Annotated in this window: 15 protein-coding genes and 1 tRNA gene; 3 read left to right on the top strand and 13 right to left on the bottom strand. The window is 58.3% G+C overall.

What is annotated here, in order from left to right:
- The 3 genes from mnmG to PPP56_RS03485 all read left to right on the top strand — a co-directional run.
- The coding region (gene mnmG, locus PPP56_RS03500; RefSeq protein ID WP_353562649.1) for a tRNA uridine-5-carboxymethylaminomethyl(34) synthesis enzyme MnmG at positions 1-1,566 on the top strand (1,566 nt) is incomplete at its 5' end.
- 295 nt (positions 1,567-1,861) lie between these two features.
- Positions 1,862-2,161, top strand: coding sequence for a hypothetical protein (locus tag PPP56_RS03490; protein WP_353562648.1), 300 nt, complete (start codon positions 1,862-1,864; stop codon positions 2,159-2,161).
- The gene (locus PPP56_RS03485; protein WP_353562647.1) at positions 2,142-2,855 is read left to right on the top strand and encodes a 16S rRNA (guanine(527)-N(7))-methyltransferase RsmG; all 714 of its coding nucleotides are present in this window, start codon (positions 2,142-2,144) and stop codon (positions 2,853-2,855) included. The genes PPP56_RS03490 and PPP56_RS03485 overlap by 20 nt, the downstream gene beginning before the upstream one ends.
- A 43-nt stretch (positions 2,856-2,898) precedes the next feature.
- Here the strand turns inward: PPP56_RS03485 and dnaB are convergent, their stop codons facing one another.
- From dnaB to rplM, 13 genes are all read right to left on the bottom strand, one after another.
- The gene (gene dnaB / locus PPP56_RS03480; RefSeq protein ID WP_353562646.1) at positions 2,899-4,491 is read right to left on the bottom strand and encodes a replicative DNA helicase; all 1,593 of its coding nucleotides are present in this window, start codon (positions 4,489-4,491) and stop codon (positions 2,899-2,901) included.
- Between the two features lie 224 nt (positions 4,492-4,715).
- The gene (locus PPP56_RS03475; RefSeq protein WP_353562645.1) at positions 4,716-5,492 is read right to left on the bottom strand and encodes a uracil-DNA glycosylase; all 777 of its coding nucleotides are present in this window, start codon (positions 5,490-5,492) and stop codon (positions 4,716-4,718) included.
- Entirely contained in the window at positions 5,489-6,820 is a 1,332-nt protein-coding gene (locus tag PPP56_RS03470) for a bifunctional phosphopantothenoylcysteine decarboxylase/phosphopantothenate synthase (protein WP_353562644.1), read from the bottom strand. The genes PPP56_RS03475 and PPP56_RS03470 overlap by 4 nt, the downstream gene beginning before the upstream one ends.
- A gap of 61 nt (positions 6,821-6,881) precedes the next feature.
- Positions 6,882-7,169: a DNA-directed RNA polymerase subunit omega gene (locus PPP56_RS03465; RefSeq protein WP_353562643.1), complete on the bottom strand. Its 288-nt coding sequence runs from the start codon at positions 7,167-7,169 to the stop codon at positions 6,882-6,884.
- Positions 7,170-7,264: 95 nt separating this feature from the next.
- Positions 7,265-7,831: a guanylate kinase gene (gmk, locus tag PPP56_RS03460; protein ID WP_353562642.1), complete on the bottom strand. Its 567-nt coding sequence runs from the start codon at positions 7,829-7,831 to the stop codon at positions 7,265-7,267.
- A 38-nt stretch (positions 7,832-7,869) separates the two neighbouring features.
- A complete protein-coding gene (locus PPP56_RS03455; RefSeq protein ID WP_353562641.1) occupies positions 7,870-8,742 on the bottom strand; it encodes a YicC/YloC family endoribonuclease in 873 nt (290 codons plus the stop codon).
- Positions 8,743-8,883: 141 nt separating this feature from the next.
- Positions 8,884-8,972, bottom strand: a tRNA-Ser gene (locus tag PPP56_RS03450).
- Positions 8,973-9,161: 189 nt separating this feature from the next.
- Positions 9,162-9,731: a ribosome recycling factor gene (gene frr, locus PPP56_RS03445; RefSeq protein ID WP_353562640.1), complete on the bottom strand. Its 570-nt coding sequence runs from the start codon at positions 9,729-9,731 to the stop codon at positions 9,162-9,164.
- Positions 9,732-9,793: 62 nt separating this feature from the next.
- Positions 9,794-10,555, bottom strand: a complete 762-nt coding sequence (gene pyrH / locus PPP56_RS03440) for a UMP kinase (protein WP_353562639.1) — start codon at positions 10,553-10,555, stop codon at positions 9,794-9,796.
- 107 nt (positions 10,556-10,662) lie between these two features.
- The gene (gene tsf, locus PPP56_RS03435; RefSeq protein WP_353562638.1) at positions 10,663-11,487 is read right to left on the bottom strand and encodes a translation elongation factor Ts; all 825 of its coding nucleotides are present in this window, start codon (positions 11,485-11,487) and stop codon (positions 10,663-10,665) included.
- A 102-nt stretch (positions 11,488-11,589) separates the two neighbouring features.
- Positions 11,590-12,543, bottom strand: coding sequence for a 30S ribosomal protein S2 (gene rpsB, locus PPP56_RS03430; RefSeq protein ID WP_353562637.1), 954 nt, complete (start codon positions 12,541-12,543; stop codon positions 11,590-11,592).
- Between the two features lie 173 nt (positions 12,544-12,716).
- Positions 12,717-13,115 carry a 30S ribosomal protein S9 gene (gene rpsI / locus PPP56_RS03425; protein WP_353562636.1) on the bottom strand — a complete coding sequence of 133 codons (399 nt, stop codon included), beginning with the start codon at positions 13,113-13,115 and terminating at the stop codon, positions 12,717-12,719.
- 64 nt (positions 13,116-13,179) lie between these two features.
- Positions 13,180-13,623 carry a 50S ribosomal protein L13 gene (gene rplM / locus PPP56_RS03420; RefSeq protein WP_353562635.1) on the bottom strand — a complete coding sequence of 148 codons (444 nt, stop codon included), beginning with the start codon at positions 13,621-13,623 and terminating at the stop codon, positions 13,180-13,182.
- Positions 13,624-14,328 lie beyond the last annotated feature (705 nt).

Genomic DNA, 14,328 nt, shown 5'->3' with positions numbered 1-14,328 from the left:
GGCTCACGCATTGAGGGCGTTACCACCAGCCTCGGCAAAACCTTCTACGCTCCCCGCGTAGTGCTAACGACCGGCACCTTCGCCAACGGTGTGATTCACGTGGGCGAAACCAACTTCGGTGGCGGACGCATGGGCGAGGGCGCGTCGCAGGGCATCACGGGCAGCCTGCATGAGCTTGGCTTCGAGAGCGGACGCCTCAAGACCGGTACGCCGCCCCGCGTCGATGGCCGCACGCTCGACTACAGCATGATGCAGGAGCAGCCCGGCGATCCAGATGCTACCGCGTTCTCGTTTATGACAGATGCGCTGCCTTCTGTCGACGAGCAGCTGAGCTGCTGGCTCACCGAAACCACCCCCAACACGCACGACCTCTTGCGTACGGGCTTCGACCGCAGCCCCATGTTCACCGGACGCATCGAGGCGAAAGGGCCGCGCTACTGTCCGTCGATCGAAGACAAGATCGACCGCTTTGCCGAGAAGAGCAGTCACCAGATATTTATCGAGCCGGAGGGCTACAATACGCACGAGGTGTACGTGAACGGCTTCTCAACAAGCCTGCCCGAAGAGGTGCAGTTCAAAGCGCTACGCACCATTCCCGGCATGGAGAACGCCCACATGCTGCGTCCGGGCTACGCGATCGAGTACGACTTCTTCCCGCCCTACCAGATCCAGTACAGCCTCGAAACGAAATACGTCGACGGGCTCTTCTTTGCCGGGCAGATCAACGGCACCACCGGATACGAAGAGGCTGCCGCGCAAGGACTTATGGCCGGCATCAACGCCGTACATACGCTGAACGGCCACGACCCGATCGTGCTGAAACGGTCGGAGGCGTACATCGGCGTGCTCATCGACGACCTCGTCGCCAAAGGCACCGACGAGCCGTACCGCATGTTTACCTCGCGCGCCGAGCACCGCATCTTGCTGCGTCAGGACAACGCCGACCAGCGCCTCACTGAAATAGGCTACCATCTGGGGCTTGCATCGCAAGAACGCTACGAGCGCATGCAGGCCAAGGAGCGCGCTATCAGCGAAACGCGCCGGGCGCTCGAATCCACAAGCGTACAGCCCGAACAGGTGAACGACTACCTCAAGTCGGTCGGTACCACGCCCATCGACCAGGCCGGGCCTATCCTTCAGATCTGTAAGCGTCCACAGGTGGATACGGAGGCTATGATTCGCCATGCAGGGCTGTGGGACGAGCTTGTCACGGAAGCGCCCGGAATGCTAAGCGCGCCTCGTCTTGTAGAGATCAACCTGAAGTACGAGGGCTACCTCGACCGGCAGCAGCAGATGGTCGAAGAGATGGAGGAGAAGGAGCGCTGGCCCATCCCGGATGATTTCGACTACCACGCGCTCGATACGATTTCGATTGAGGCGCGCGAGAAGCTAAGCAAGGTCGAGCCCACCAATCTCGGCCAGGCCTCGCGCGTGAGCGGCGTACGTGCCTCCGACATCTCGGTACTGATGGTGCTTTTGAAGCAACAGGGCATTGAACCGCTGCCCAAAGAACGCACCCTGTCTTCAGGCGACGGCATACCCGACGATGTGGCGGTGGGGGCGTAACGTACCCTCCCCGGTTCCGGTCGCGAGGCCATTGAGCCGGATTGTTTTTGATGTACCGGCGGATGCGATAGAGAGCCCGTTGCGCCCGTATGATTCGCACATGATAATTGCGTTGCCAGACCGATTGGCCCGGCGTGCCCCGATGCACGTTGATGCGTCGCGTGGCGGCCCCCTTAAATCCACGGACGATGGCCCCCACGGTATGTGACGGTGATTCAAATTTTCGTTCCCCAGGGGCGAATTGCGATTCGCCTCTGGGGACCATCCGGTGTGTAATCACGACAATGCCGTGCACATGATTTGGCATGACCACATACGCATCCAATTTGACGTTGGAACGGACCTCCGGGGTGCGTTTCCATTCGTCCTCGACAATTTGGCCGATGTCGTTGCAACGCATCACGCCCTCCGAAATATGCCCGAACAGGTGGGCACGGTCGGCGGTGCATATCGTCACGAAATACGCCCCGGGTTGCGCGTAATCGTAATCGGGCAACCGCATCGACTGGCGGTTGTGTCGTCGTGGGTCGTATGGCATGGGCTCCTCCTGTTTACTTTCCTTTCGTTCATGACCCATGCCCCTGCCTTCATATAACGTCATCGAGCCGACCGAGACCTTTGATCCGTACGACGGGCTCACTGAGGCGCAACACGAGCAACTGCGATCGTATGAACAGTTGCTGCGCCGCTACAACAAAACGCTAAACCTCATCTCGCCCGATACAATCGATGCCATCACCGAGCGGCATATTCTGCACACGCTGGCGCTGCGAGTACGTGACTTTCCCACGGGGGCGCGCATCGTAGACTGGGGCAGCGGCGGCGGCCTTCCGGCCATTCCGTTGGCCATTGCCTATCCAGAGGTGGAGGTGATCGCGGTTGATTCGGTCGGTAAGAAGATGCAAGCGGTGCGCAGCATGGCCCGGCGGCTGGGTCTCAAGAATTTGTTTGCCTGGGCCGGACGCGCCGAAAACTGGCCGGATACCGCCCACTACTCGGTCTCGCGCGCTACTGCTCCGCTGGCTGATCTGTGGCAGTGGCACACGCGTGCGGTGTCTGAACTGCCATCTGAACCCGAGGACTCCGAGTGGGCCCCCGGACTTATCACGCTAAAAGGCGGCGACCTGTCGGATGAGATTGCTGCCCTTCAGCGCCACGACAGCCACGTCCGCATCCAACAGACTTCGCTGCACACGCTGCTTCATGACGCTGCGGCACGTCCGAGCTACTTTGCTGAGAAGTGTTTGCTTGCCGTTCAGCACGCAGATGCAGACTCTGCAGGCACGTAGTACCACAACGCACGCACCTGAGCCGCCATGTGCTGCGAGACGGTTAGAAAGGAGCGTCGTCGCCGGGTGGAGGTTCTGGAATGGCAGCCCCGCCGCCTCCGTCGAAGGGCGGCAGGCTGTCGCCTCCACCATCGCTGAAACCGTCGTCATCGCTGTAACGGGTCGTGAGATTCTCGAATCGGGCGTAGCGATCTACAAATGCCAGTTCAACCGTGCCAATCGGGCCGTTACGCTGCTTTCCGATGATGATCTCGGCAAGCCCCTCGGTGGAGTTGCCCTGATCGTCGACGGTGATGCCGTAGCGCTCTGCCCGGTAGATGAAAGCAACAACGTCAGCATCTTGCTCAATACTCCCCGATTCTCTCAAGTCGGACAGCTGGGGGCGCTTGTCGCCGCCGCGATTTTCTACGCCACGGTTGAGCTGCGAGAGCGCCAGCACGGGCACGTCGAGCTCTTTAGCCAGCCCTTTCAGCGAACGCGAGATGTGTGCAATCTCTTGCTCGCGGTTCTGGGTTCGCTTCGAGGCAGACGCCTGCATCAGCTGTAGATAGTCGACGATGACCATATTAAGGTCGTGCTCTGCTTTCAGCCGACGACACTTGGCCCGTAGCTCAAGCACGCTCAGTCCGGGTGTGTCGTCAATAAAGAGGCTGGCATCGGAGAGCTTTCCGGCAGCGCGCGCCAGGTTCTGCCAGTCCTCGTCTTTCATGCGTCCGGTACGGGCACGCTGTGCATCTACGCGGGCCTCAGAGGTAAGCAGCCGCTGTGCCAGCTGCTTCGCTCCCATCTCCAGCGAGAAGATCGCCACGCTGGCTGGTCGCTCCGGATGCGTCGCTGCATTGAGTCCGCAGGCCAGCGAGAACGCAGTTTTCCCCATGGAGGGCCTGGCCGCGATAATAATCAGATCCGACGGCTGCCAGCCGCTGGTCAGGTCGTCGAGCTTGCGGAAGCCGCTGGGCACGCCCGTAATCCCACCTTCCTGCCCATGGATGGACTCCAGTTGCTCCAGTGTGTCTTTCACAACCTCGTTGATCGGCGAGGCGGCCTTACGTAGCTGGTTGTCTGAGATCTGGAAGATTTTGCTCTCCGCTTCGTCAAGCAGCTCAAAGGCATCGGCGCCAGGCTCATAGGCCTCGCCCACGACGGTCGTCATCGTCTCGATCATCTTGCGCAGAAGCGACTTCTCCGCGATGATCCGTGCATGGTATTCCACGTTGGCCGCCGAGGCCACCTCCGTGGTGAGCTCAGAGAGGTAGTAGCTTCCCCCCACCTCTTCAAGCTTTCCGTTGCGCTTAAGCTCGTTCGTAAGCGTTACCAGGTCAACCGGGTTACCGCGCTCAAACAGACTCTCGATGGCCTGGTAGATTTTCTCATGTTTACCGCTGTAGAACGCATCGGCTGAGATTACCTGGATGGCTTTGGGAATGGCCTCGCGCTCAAGCATCATAGCACCGAGCACCGACTTTTCGACGTCGGTCGCTTGTGGAGGTACGCGTCCCGACTTTTTATGCACCTCATCGGCCTGTGAACGGCTGCGTGCCCGGTCGCGGCCACGCATCTTGTCAAGGGGATACGAGGGCTGTCCCGAATCGTCGGGGTCGATGTTGAAGCGTGGGTTGTCGGAGGAGGGGGCCATAGGCTGATGCAACGTAGGCTATGCGCGGCATGTACGCCACGTTAGGGCGGAGCATACCGCATCCGCAAGAACAGAAACGAGCAGTGACCAAACGAGAAGCCAAGCGTGTAAGTTCATACCTGTGCGTTCGCGCTTTTGCGTTCGCGCTTTTGCGTTCGTGCTTTTGCACGCGCACTTCGGCATGCACGCCTGCGATGAAGCAAACTGCTGTAGGCAGTGGCTGCTTACGACGTGAGTTCGTCGTAGCGTGTTCGAAGCAGCTGCACGTCCTCCCAGGTCGGGCGCTTCCAGTTTGGATTGCGCAGCAGTGCCGCCGGGTGGTACGTGGCCATCACAGGAATCCCGTAGAAATCGTGCTCGTCTCCACGCAGCGACGACAGCGAGGAGCGACGGTCGAGCAGCGTGTTTGCCGCAACTTTCCCAACGCACAGCATGATCTTGGGCTGGATGAGGGCAATCTGCTTGTACAGAATAGGGATGTGTGCCTCCACCTCTTCTGCCTCTGGATCGCGATTGCGGGGCGGACGGCTCTTCAAGATGTTCGTGATGTAGATGTCTTGCCGCGAAAAGTTAATCGCTTCCAGAATCTTGTCGAGAAGCTGCCCGGAGCGCCCGACAAACGGCTCTCCTTCCTTGTCTTCGTCACGCCCGGGGGCTTCGCCGATAACAACAAGGTTGGCCTCGGGGTCGCCCACCCCAAAAACAGGGTTTTCGCGTGTCTCATCCAGTTCGATGAGCATCTGGTTGGCGGCGAAGGCTTCGACTTCGCTAAGCGTATCGAGCGCGGCCAACTCGTCGTACGGCGGCGTGTCGGGGATCAGGGCGGTAATGCGTTCGGAGGGCGGACGCGAGGGGTCTTCGGCCGGGTCAACAGCGTTTCCGAACAGGTCGTAGTTGGGCATAGCGGCATCGGGTGCGTCGGGGAGAGGGACGAAGCGGCCAAAGAGCCTGCGTTCGTGCCGCAGGGCCTCACGCAACGTCTGAAGAGCATCGGGAGTCATGACGTAGGAGCGGGTTGAAGCGCGGGGGTGTGGCGAGCAACCTGCGCTACAATAGATACAGCAACGTCGCGCTTCGGGGCTGTGGCAATCTGCGATTCGTATCCGTTGGGACCGAAGAGCGTGCAGGCGTTGGTTCCCGTGCCGAACCCGCTACCCGGGTCGGTGGCTTTATTCAGCACGATCCAATCAAGATTTTTTCGGGTGCGCTTGTCTTGTGCGTTAGCACGCGCGTCGTCTGTTTCGAGCGCAAATCCTACAAGCACTTGGCCGTCGCGCTTGTGCTCGCCCAGCGTTTTAAGGATGTCGGGCGTGCGCTTTAACGTAAGCGTCTGCGTCCCTTCCGTCTTTTTCTTCTTGCTATCTGACGGATGCGCAGGCGTGTAGTCAGCAACCGCGGCAGCCATGAACACTACGTCGGCCGTGTTGCGACGCGCCTGCACGGCTTCGTTCATCGCTGCAGCCGTACGCACATCGACGCGGGTTACGCCAGAAGGGGTATCGAGATGGGTGGGGCCGCTTACGAGGGTGACGGTGGCTCCTTGCGCAGCGACCGCTTCAGCGAGGGCAAACCCCATGGTTCCGGTTGATGGATTCGTAAGCATGCGCACCGGGTCGATTGGCTCTTCGGTGGGCCCTGCCGTTACCAGCACATGCTTTCCGTAGAACGGTCCCGTCGTTCCCGACGGTGCACCGTCGCCTTCTTCCCGACTCAGCGCGCTTTGCGCGGACGTATCAGCGTTGACTTCGCTGTCGACTTCGCTGTCGACTTCGCTGATGCGGGCCGCTGTACGCGCCGCAATAGCTTCAGGCTCGGGCAGACGCCCCTGCCCTTCCAGCCCACTGGCCAACGCTCCGTAATCAGCTGGCATCACCTCATATCCAAACGAGCGGAGGCGCTCGAAATTAGCCTGCGTGGCCGGATGCTGGTACATATCCAGATCCATGGCCGGGCATACAAGAATGGGACAACGTGCCGACAGTGCAGTCGCAGTGAGCATGTTGTCGCTGAAGCCATGCGCCAGCTTGGCAACGGTTTGCGCTGTGGCCGGGGCAATCACGAAGAGATCGGCCCAGAGCCCAAGCGAAACGTGGGCCGTCCAGCTGTCGGAATCGTGCTCCGGAAAGATCTCCGAATGCACGGTATGGTCAGCGAGCGTGCCCAGTGTAAGCGCTGGAATGAACTGCTCCGCGCTCTTTGTCATGAGCACGCGCACTTCTGCACCGGCTTTTTTGTACAGACGCACCAGCGAGGCCGCCTTATACGCAGCAATGCTGCCCGTCACGCCCAGGACAATGTGCCGTCCATCGAGTTGAGCGAGAGAAGACATAGCGCGAGCTGGCCGTGCGTGAACGGGAAAGGGAGACAGGCACGTGTTGTTACGAGTGTTGTTACTCCGGCTTACGGAAGTAGAGCTTATCACTCAGGAAGTCATCGATCGCCATCTCGGTCGGCTCGGGCTTGAGCTCGTACTCAACGGAGATCTCTTCCTGCTCTTCCTGCATGCGTGCATCCTCCATCTCGGGTCCGAACCCTTCGAAGTATTGCAGTTTCTCGTCGAGCTCTGCCCGCTGGTCCGACGAGATCTGGCGGGCTCGTTTTGCCATGATTGCCACCGCTTCGTAGATGTTACCGGTGCGCGAAGCCAGTTCGTCGATGTCGACAGTTTCGATAGCCATAGGGGTCGTGAGAACCAAAGGAGACAGTACACAGAGACCACAGGGCTTTAACGCTGACAAACGAATATATAGCCGTTGTGCATGCGCCCTGTGCTTTAGCTTGAAAGAAACCGGTTGATATGCGCTAAAGTTTCTTCGACCGCTACATCGAGGTCGTCGTTTACAACAATTGCATCGAAGTCATCGGAGCGTGTCATCTCCATGCGCGCCCGCTGCAGGCGGCTCTGCACGGATGCGTCGTCTTCGGTACCCCGTCCGGTAAGGCGCTGCTTAAGGACCTCGAACGAGGGGGGTGCAATGAAAATGACGAGGGCTTCACTCCCGTAGATCTCTTTGACATTTGCCGCACCGCGCACGTCGATGTCGAGCAGAACAGGGGCGTCGGGCGAGGAACGGTCGACTTCTTGCTTTAACGTACCGTAGAACTGACCGGGATAGACTTCTTCGTACTCCAGCAGCTTTCCGGCTTCGATCTGATTCTGAAAAGCAGCAGCCGACATGAAGTGGTAGTCTTCGCCATCTGTCTCGTTTGGACGAGCCTCGCGCGTGGTGGCCGACACCGAAAAGCGTAGTGTGTCGTGTGCTTGAAGTACGCGGTGTGCGATCGTCGTTTTTCCGGCTCCGCTCGGGGCGGTGAGCACGATAATGGCACGTTTCGACATACAGTGCAGGGCAGTGTTAGCGTTGGGGGATGCGGGAGCTACTCTACGTTGCGAATCTGCTCGCGTAGCTGTTCGATGATCTCTTTCATCTGAACGGCATGCTCCGAAATAGTGGCATCGTTGGCCTTGGCGCCGATGGTGTTCACCTCACGCAGCATCTCTTGCATGATGAACTTGAGCCGCCGCCCGGCTGGCTCGTCATCGTTAAGTGCTTCTCGAAACTGCCGAATGTGCGACTGCAGGCGCACGCACTCTTCGTGTACGTCGAGTTTGTCTGCCAGCACAGCGATTTCGGTGGCGAGGCGATCCCGGTCGAGGCGATCATCGTTCATGAGGTCGCTCAGCCGTGCGCGCAGAAGCGACTGCGCTTCGTCGACCCGTACCGGTGCGCGCTCCTCAACTGTTTCTAATAGCGATGCAAGCGCATCAAGGCGCTCGGTCATGTCCTCATGAAGGGCAGCGCCTTCATCGGCACGCATAGCCCCGAGACGGCCGAGCGCGTCCCGCAGCGCCGCCTGCACGTCGGCCCAGACCTCATCAGAGATTGCCGGCGCTGCAGATTCTTTCGGATCGTCAAGAAAACGGTGTGCAACATCGAGCACATGGTCGAGCGTAACGGGTGCCTGAATGTCTGCGGCCTCACGCAGCGCACGTAGCGCTTCGGCAATGGACCGGGCTTTCTCAGGACCAACGGGCAGGATAGACGACGACTGACCGCGTACGTCGACTGAGACCCGGAACTGCCCTCGGTCAAATTGTCCTTTGATAGCCTCCTTGATAGCCAGCTCATGTTCGCTGAGCCCGCGCGGCCCCCGCACCGATACGTCAAGGTGACGCTTGTTTACAGAGCGCACTTCTACGGTAACTGCTGCGTCGGGCCCACTGGCTTGTCCACGGCCAAAGCCGGTCATGCTATGAATCATAAACGCCCTGAAACCATCTGTGTGGAGGAGAAAATGGCCCGTGCATAGCCGGGGGTTGTTCACAGTACGCAAAAGCCGGACTGCTTGTGTGCAGCAGCCCGGCTGTCTATGCTCTTGTCGTGATAGATGCGGAGAGGGAGGGATTCGAACCCCCGGTACCGCGTAAACGGTACACTCGCTTTCCAGGCGAGCCCCTTCGACCGCTCGGGCACCCCTCCGTATAATCGTGTTACGTTACGTATTTCGCGGTGGCGCAACTCACAGCTACAGCTCCACAAAGCGCTCTTTCTTTGGATATAGCGTACGACGCAACTTGCTGTGCGCAGCGGCGCCTTTGCTTGGCCATAGTGCGCTACCACAGAACCATTACAGTATCTGTGATAAGCGCACGCATACGCCTATGTTACTCACACTTCCATGATTTCATCTGCTTTCCGTTCCGTGAGCGTATCAATGCGTTCGACGTAAGTGTCCGTAATCTCCTGCAGCTCCTCCTCAGCGCCGTAGCGCACATCCTCAGAGAGATTCTCTTTTTTTACGGTGCGTTGGATCGCATCCTTTGTTTCGCGGCGAATATTCCGGATGGAGATCTTGGCTTCTTCAGCACGCTCACGGGCAGTCGTAGCCAGCTCGCGGCGGCGTTCTTCGGAAAGCGGGGGGACGGGAATCCGGATATTTGAACCGTCGTTCGAGGGGTTCAATCCCAGGTTCGCCATCATAATGCCCCGCTCAATGTCGTCGATTGCGTTACGATCGAACGGCTGCACAACGAGCAGATCGGCCTGCGGCGCGCTTACGCTAGCGACCTGATTGAGCGGCGTCTGGCTACCGTAGTAGTCGACTTTCACTCCTTCGAGCATCGCAGGGGTCGCCCGCCCGGCCCGAATTGTATTCAGTTCACTGCGCAGGTACTTGACCGTTTCCTGCATCTGGTCGGCAGCACTGTCCAGCTTATCTTGGATGGGATCGTCAGACATAACTAAATCAACCCGTTATGGAAAAACTGTTTGTGTGGGAGGCCGCAGTGCATGTACGCGTGCTACGCCTCCTCTGCTACGTAAGGCGCTTCGGCTTCCTCGTTCCAGTGCACCTGTGTTCCAACGTTTTCACCCTGTAGCACGCGGTTCAGATTACCAGACATCCCCATGTCGAATATGTGCAGGGGCATTGCGGACTCGCGACATAGCGTGAGTGCTGTCATATCCATTACCTGGAGGCTACGGCGGATCATCTCATCGCCATGGATGCGCACGAAGCGTTTGGCATCGTCGTTTTTTTCAGGGTCTGCGGTGAACACGCCATTTACGCGCGTCCCCTTCAGAATCATCTCGGCGTCGATCTCCAGTCCGCGAAGCGCAGCAGCCGTATCGGTCGTGAAGTAGGGGTTGCCTGTGCCGGCCCCGAAGATCACGACGCGCCCCTTTTCGAGATGGCGGATGGCCCGGCGCCGGATAAACGGCTCGGCTATCTCTTCCATCTTAATACTGGACTGCAGCCGGGTTTGTAGCCCGGCCTGCTCCAACGCATCCTGGAGCGCCATGCCGTTGATCATCGTGGCCAGCATACCCATATAGTCAGCATGGGCCCGCGTCATGCCCTTCATGGCGTTCTGCACGCCCCGAAAGATATTTCCCCCACCGATGACGATCGCGATTTCAGCGCCCAGGTCTACCGCGCTCTTTATCTCCTGTGCGTAGTTACGGATCACCGTTTCGTCGATCCCGAAGTCGCGCTCAGTGCCAAGCAGCGCCTCACCACTCAGCTTCAGCAAGACACGCGTGTACGAAGAGCCGGTAGACATAGTGGAAACCGGAAAGTGTTCAGGGGTTGAGAGAAAGGCATGACGCAGTGGCTCGCGCAACCAGCAGCAGGCCCCCCGGTCGGACTCCGAGGGGCCTGCATCGGGCGTTAGTTTCCCAGTGCGTATCGGACGAACGTTTTGATCTCAACGCCGGCCTCGTCGAGCATTTCCTGTACCGAGGTCGAGGCGTCTTTCACGAAGTCCTGCTCGAGCAGCACGTTATCCTGGAAGTAGCGGTTCAGCTTCCCTTCCACGATGTTGTCGATGATATGCTCGGGCTTACCCTCGCTAATAGCAGCGTCGCGAGCGATTTCTTTTTCTTTTTCTTGTACCGATTCGGGCACCTCATCGCGCGACACAGCCACGGGATTGAGCGCCGCAATCTGCATGGCCACGTCGAGCTGTGCTTGCTCATCTTCTCCAGTAAGCACAACAAGCACGCCCAGTTTCGATCCGGGGTGGATGTACGATACCACGTCGCCTTCTTCAGTCTCAAGCACATCGAAGCGACGGATGGCAAGCTTCTCACCGATTCGTCCGGTAAGGCGGACCAGTTCTTCTTTCACGGTCCGCTCGCCATTGTAGCTGAGAGCATGCAGCGACTCAAGGTCGCCAGGCTGTTCGTTAAGCACGATATCGGCAACGCGGTCGGCGAACGACTGAAAATCGTCGTTCCGGGCCACAAAGTCTGTTTCACAGTTAACTTCAACAATGGCACCTGTGCTTGCATCCTCGGAAATCGAGGTTACAACCAGGCCTTCTTCGGCTTCGCGGTCGGCCCGTTTAGCAGCCACTTTCTGTCCCTTTTTGCGAAGCAACTCCACGGCCTTATCGAAGTCACCGTCGGCCTCTTCCAGGGCCTTCTTACAGTCCATCATGCCAACACCTGTGGCATCGCGAAGCTCTTTTACGTCTTGTGCAGAGATACTCATAGAATCGGAGGAAATCAGTCGTCTTGTGTACAGATGATCGGGGATGCAGAACGGGCCGAGTCGCTTTCAAACGATTCGGCCCGTGGTGCATCAGGAAGCGTTCTATTTGGATTTCGCTTTTCTCTTCATCTCGCGCTCGTCGAGGCCTTCCTGAATGGCCTGTGTGATGGTGGACGTAATGAGCTCAATCGAGCTCAGTGCGTCGTCGTTCGCGGGGATCGGGTAGTCGATGTCTGACGGCTCGCCGTTGGTATCGACCATCGCGATGATCGGAATACCGAGCTTAACGGCTTCCTTGACTGCAATGTCTTCGCGCTTCACGTCAACAATGAAGAGCGCACCCGGTGTGTCGGGCATGTCGCGAATGCCGCCCAGCACGTTTTCGAGCTTCTCATGCTCGCGCAGGCGCATGAGCTTCTCTTTTTTCTTGAGCTTATCAAGCGTACCGTCACGCTCCATCTTCTCGATCTCTTCCATCCGGAAAATGCTCTTTCGGATGGTCTGGAAGTTCGTCATGGTACCGCCCAGCCAACGATTCACCATATGCGGCATACCAACCGACTCGGCATGCTCCCGCACAATGTCTTGGGCCTGCGTCTTTGTACCCGCAAACAGAATATTGCGCCCCTTGCTCGCAAAACGGCGCGCGGCGTCCGCGGCCTCGTCGAGCAGCGCCTGCGTCTGCATCAGATCGATAATGTGGATGTTATTCCGCTCCATGAAGATATACGGCTTCATGCGCGGATTCCACCGGCTGGTCAGGTGTCCGAAGTGCGAGCCGGCCTTGAGCAGCTCTTCGATCGTAACGCGGTGCTCTGGAGCTTTCTGCTCGCCAGCTTCAGCAACCGAGGCCTCTTCTTCTTGGACCTCTTTCTCCTGGGCGTCGGCTTCCTCGGAAGATGCTTCTTCAGAGGACGCTTCTTCAGAAGCGGCGTCATCAGAGGCTGCTTCGTTAGCGGCCGTCTCTTCAGCCTGCGCGGCAGCATTTGTTTCTTCAGATTCAGGCGCTTCTTGCGGCGCCTCTGTTGTTTCGGGCGATTCGTCGGGGGTAGCCATAACGTTGATGTAAGCGTGTAGGAAATCGGGTTTAGACGACTACGACCGTCGTCTGGCACGCGAAACGGCGTGTACCTTGCTGTGCACATAGGCACAGGCACAGGTATGCCGTCAACCCACGAACCATCGGGCCGTATGATTGATGATAAGCCAGGAAGGGCTCCTGCGTGTGATTAACGCTTGGAGTACTGGCTCTTTTTGCGTGCTTTTGGCTGACCATACTTTTTGCGCTCAACCATGCGGTCGTCACGCGTCAGGTAGCCGGCGCTGCGCAGCGCCGGGCGAAGTTCTTCGTCGAACTCAACGAGCGCGCGGGCAATGCCCAGACGGGCCGCTTCGGCTTGTCCGGTCAGTCCACCGCCCGAAGCGTTCACGACGACGTCGAACTTCCCAACCGTGTCGGTAACGACAAACGGCTGGTCGAGCTCGCGGCGGCGCCATGCTACGGGGAAGTACTCAGACGCGTCTTTGCCATTCACGGTGAAGGCAGTGCCGTCGCCTGGTCGTAAGTAAACACGGGCCGTGGAGGTCTTGCGTCGACCCACGGCGTTAAATTGCTTGATAGAAGCCATAAGATACTGGGGTTGGTACAATGCACAAGTAAACACACACAGGAGCAGCCGCTACAGGACGCGGTTACCACTCAAGTGGGGTGGGCTGCTGGGCCTGATGCGGATGATCGGGACCCACATGCACTTTGAGCTTCTCAAGCATGCGGCGCCCCAGCTTGTTCTTAGGGAGCATGCCTTTCACAGCCATCGTGATGATGCGCTTGGGATGGTCTTCGCGCACCTCGGCAGGCGTCAGTTCCTTCTCGCCTCCCGGATATCCGCTGTAGCTGCGGTAGGTTTTCTGCGTCTCTTTCTGGCCGCTAAACCGCACCTTCTCAGCGTTCACGATGACCACAAAGTCACCCGTGTCCATGTGAGGCGTGTAGATAGGCTTGTGTTTGCCCCGCAGCACGTGGGCAACACGTGAGGCCAGGCGCCCAACCGTCATGTCGGCGGCGTCTACAATATGCCAGTCGCGGTCGATGTCGCGCGGTCTGGCGCTAAATGTCTTGAAGCTTTGTGTATTCATAGGTATAGTCCGTCTGCAAAGCGCTCGGATCCGAAGGTATAACGCAAGGTATAGGGAAGTAGCGAACAAGTAAAGGTACAGCCGCTTTGTCCACGGCTGGGGCCATTCTGAGGCCGGCGCGTACTACCAGGAGCATCACATACAGGCCAAGAGAAGGCAACGTTGTTCACCATCTACTGCTGCTCACTGCAAACGCGTCGAACGTGGAACCACGGCGCGCTTCAGTATGTGATCGCAAAAAGCCTTGCGTCTACACTACAGGCGTATGTGCACGAAGCCAGCGATGCGTAAGTTTTCGCCTACAGGAGGTATTCCCTCAATCTTGACGCTATAACGGATAGAGGGGAACGGTTCAATGGTAAGTGATTGTCGTGTAGCTGACACTATCGGATCCGGCTCTCCTCCTCTGTCTGCCGAACTTCGCCGCAGGTGTAATCCTATGGATATCTCTCCCGTGGACAAGGGGGAGAAAACAATACGAGCCCGTAGGGCGACTGATGAAGCGAAGGGATAAAGGGGGATGGGTTCGAACAAGACAAACTTGCAGTGTCTGATAGCCTTATCCTTAGCATCTACCCACTACCGAATAAAGTTGTAGGTATCGTCTAATGCGAATCAGGGGTTGAGCGCGAGGATGAGCACGGCAGCAGTAAGCCGTCCGAAGACATGAACAAGCAAACCGGAGTAGGAACGCACCTTTGAGGC

Origin of the sequence: Longimonas sp., assembly GCF_040409695.1 — a bacterium.
Lineage (GTDB): Bacteria > Bacteroidota > Rhodothermia > Rhodothermales > Salinibacteraceae > Longimonas.
This window is presented reverse-complemented; position numbering and strand designations above follow the sequence as displayed.

Bases quoted from the DNA above. Each gene is read 5' to 3' on its own strand.
- PPP56_RS03475 (WP_353562645.1), bottom strand. From the start codon at position 5,492: ATGACTCCCGATGCTCTTCAGACGTTGCGTGAGGCCCTGCGGCACGAA.
- PPP56_RS03485 (WP_353562647.1), top strand. From the start codon at position 2,142: ATGCCCCTGCCTTCATATAACGTCATCGAGCCGACCGAGACCTTTGAT.
- gmk (WP_353562642.1), bottom strand. From the start codon at position 7,831: ATGTCGAAACGTGCCATTATCGTGCTCACCGCCCCGAGCGGAGCCGGA.
- PPP56_RS03455 (WP_353562641.1), bottom strand. From the start codon at position 8,742: ATGACCGGCTTTGGCCGTGGACAAGCCAGTGGGCCCGACGCAGCAGTT.
- rpsI (WP_353562636.1), bottom strand. From the start codon at position 13,115: ATGGCTTCTATCAAGCAATTTAACGCCGTGGGTCGACGCAAGACCTCC.
- PPP56_RS03465 (WP_353562643.1), bottom strand. From the start codon at position 7,169: ATGGCTATCGAAACTGTCGACATCGACGAACTGGCTTCGCGCACCGGT.
- PPP56_RS03470 (WP_353562644.1), bottom strand. From the start codon at position 6,820: ATGTCTTCTCTCGCTCAACTCGATGGACGGCACATTGTCCTGGGCGTG.
- tsf (WP_353562638.1), bottom strand. From the start codon at position 11,487: ATGAGTATCTCTGCACAAGACGTAAAAGAGCTTCGCGATGCCACAGGT.
- PPP56_RS03490 (WP_353562648.1), top strand. From the start codon at position 1,862: ATGATTTGGCATGACCACATACGCATCCAATTTGACGTTGGAACGGAC.
- pyrH (WP_353562639.1), bottom strand. From the start codon at position 10,555: ATGTCTACCGGCTCTTCGTACACGCGTGTCTTGCTGAAGCTGAGTGGT.
- frr (WP_353562640.1), bottom strand. From the start codon at position 9,731: ATGTCTGACGATCCCATCCAAGATAAGCTGGACAGTGCTGCCGACCAG.
- rplM (WP_353562635.1), bottom strand. From the start codon at position 13,623: ATGAATACACAAAGCTTCAAGACATTTAGCGCCAGACCGCGCGACATC.
- rpsB (WP_353562637.1), bottom strand. From the start codon at position 12,543: ATGGCTACCCCCGACGAATCGCCCGAAACAACAGAGGCGCCGCAAGAA.
- dnaB (WP_353562646.1), bottom strand. From the start codon at position 4,491: ATGGCCCCCTCCTCCGACAACCCACGCTTCAACATCGACCCCGACGAT.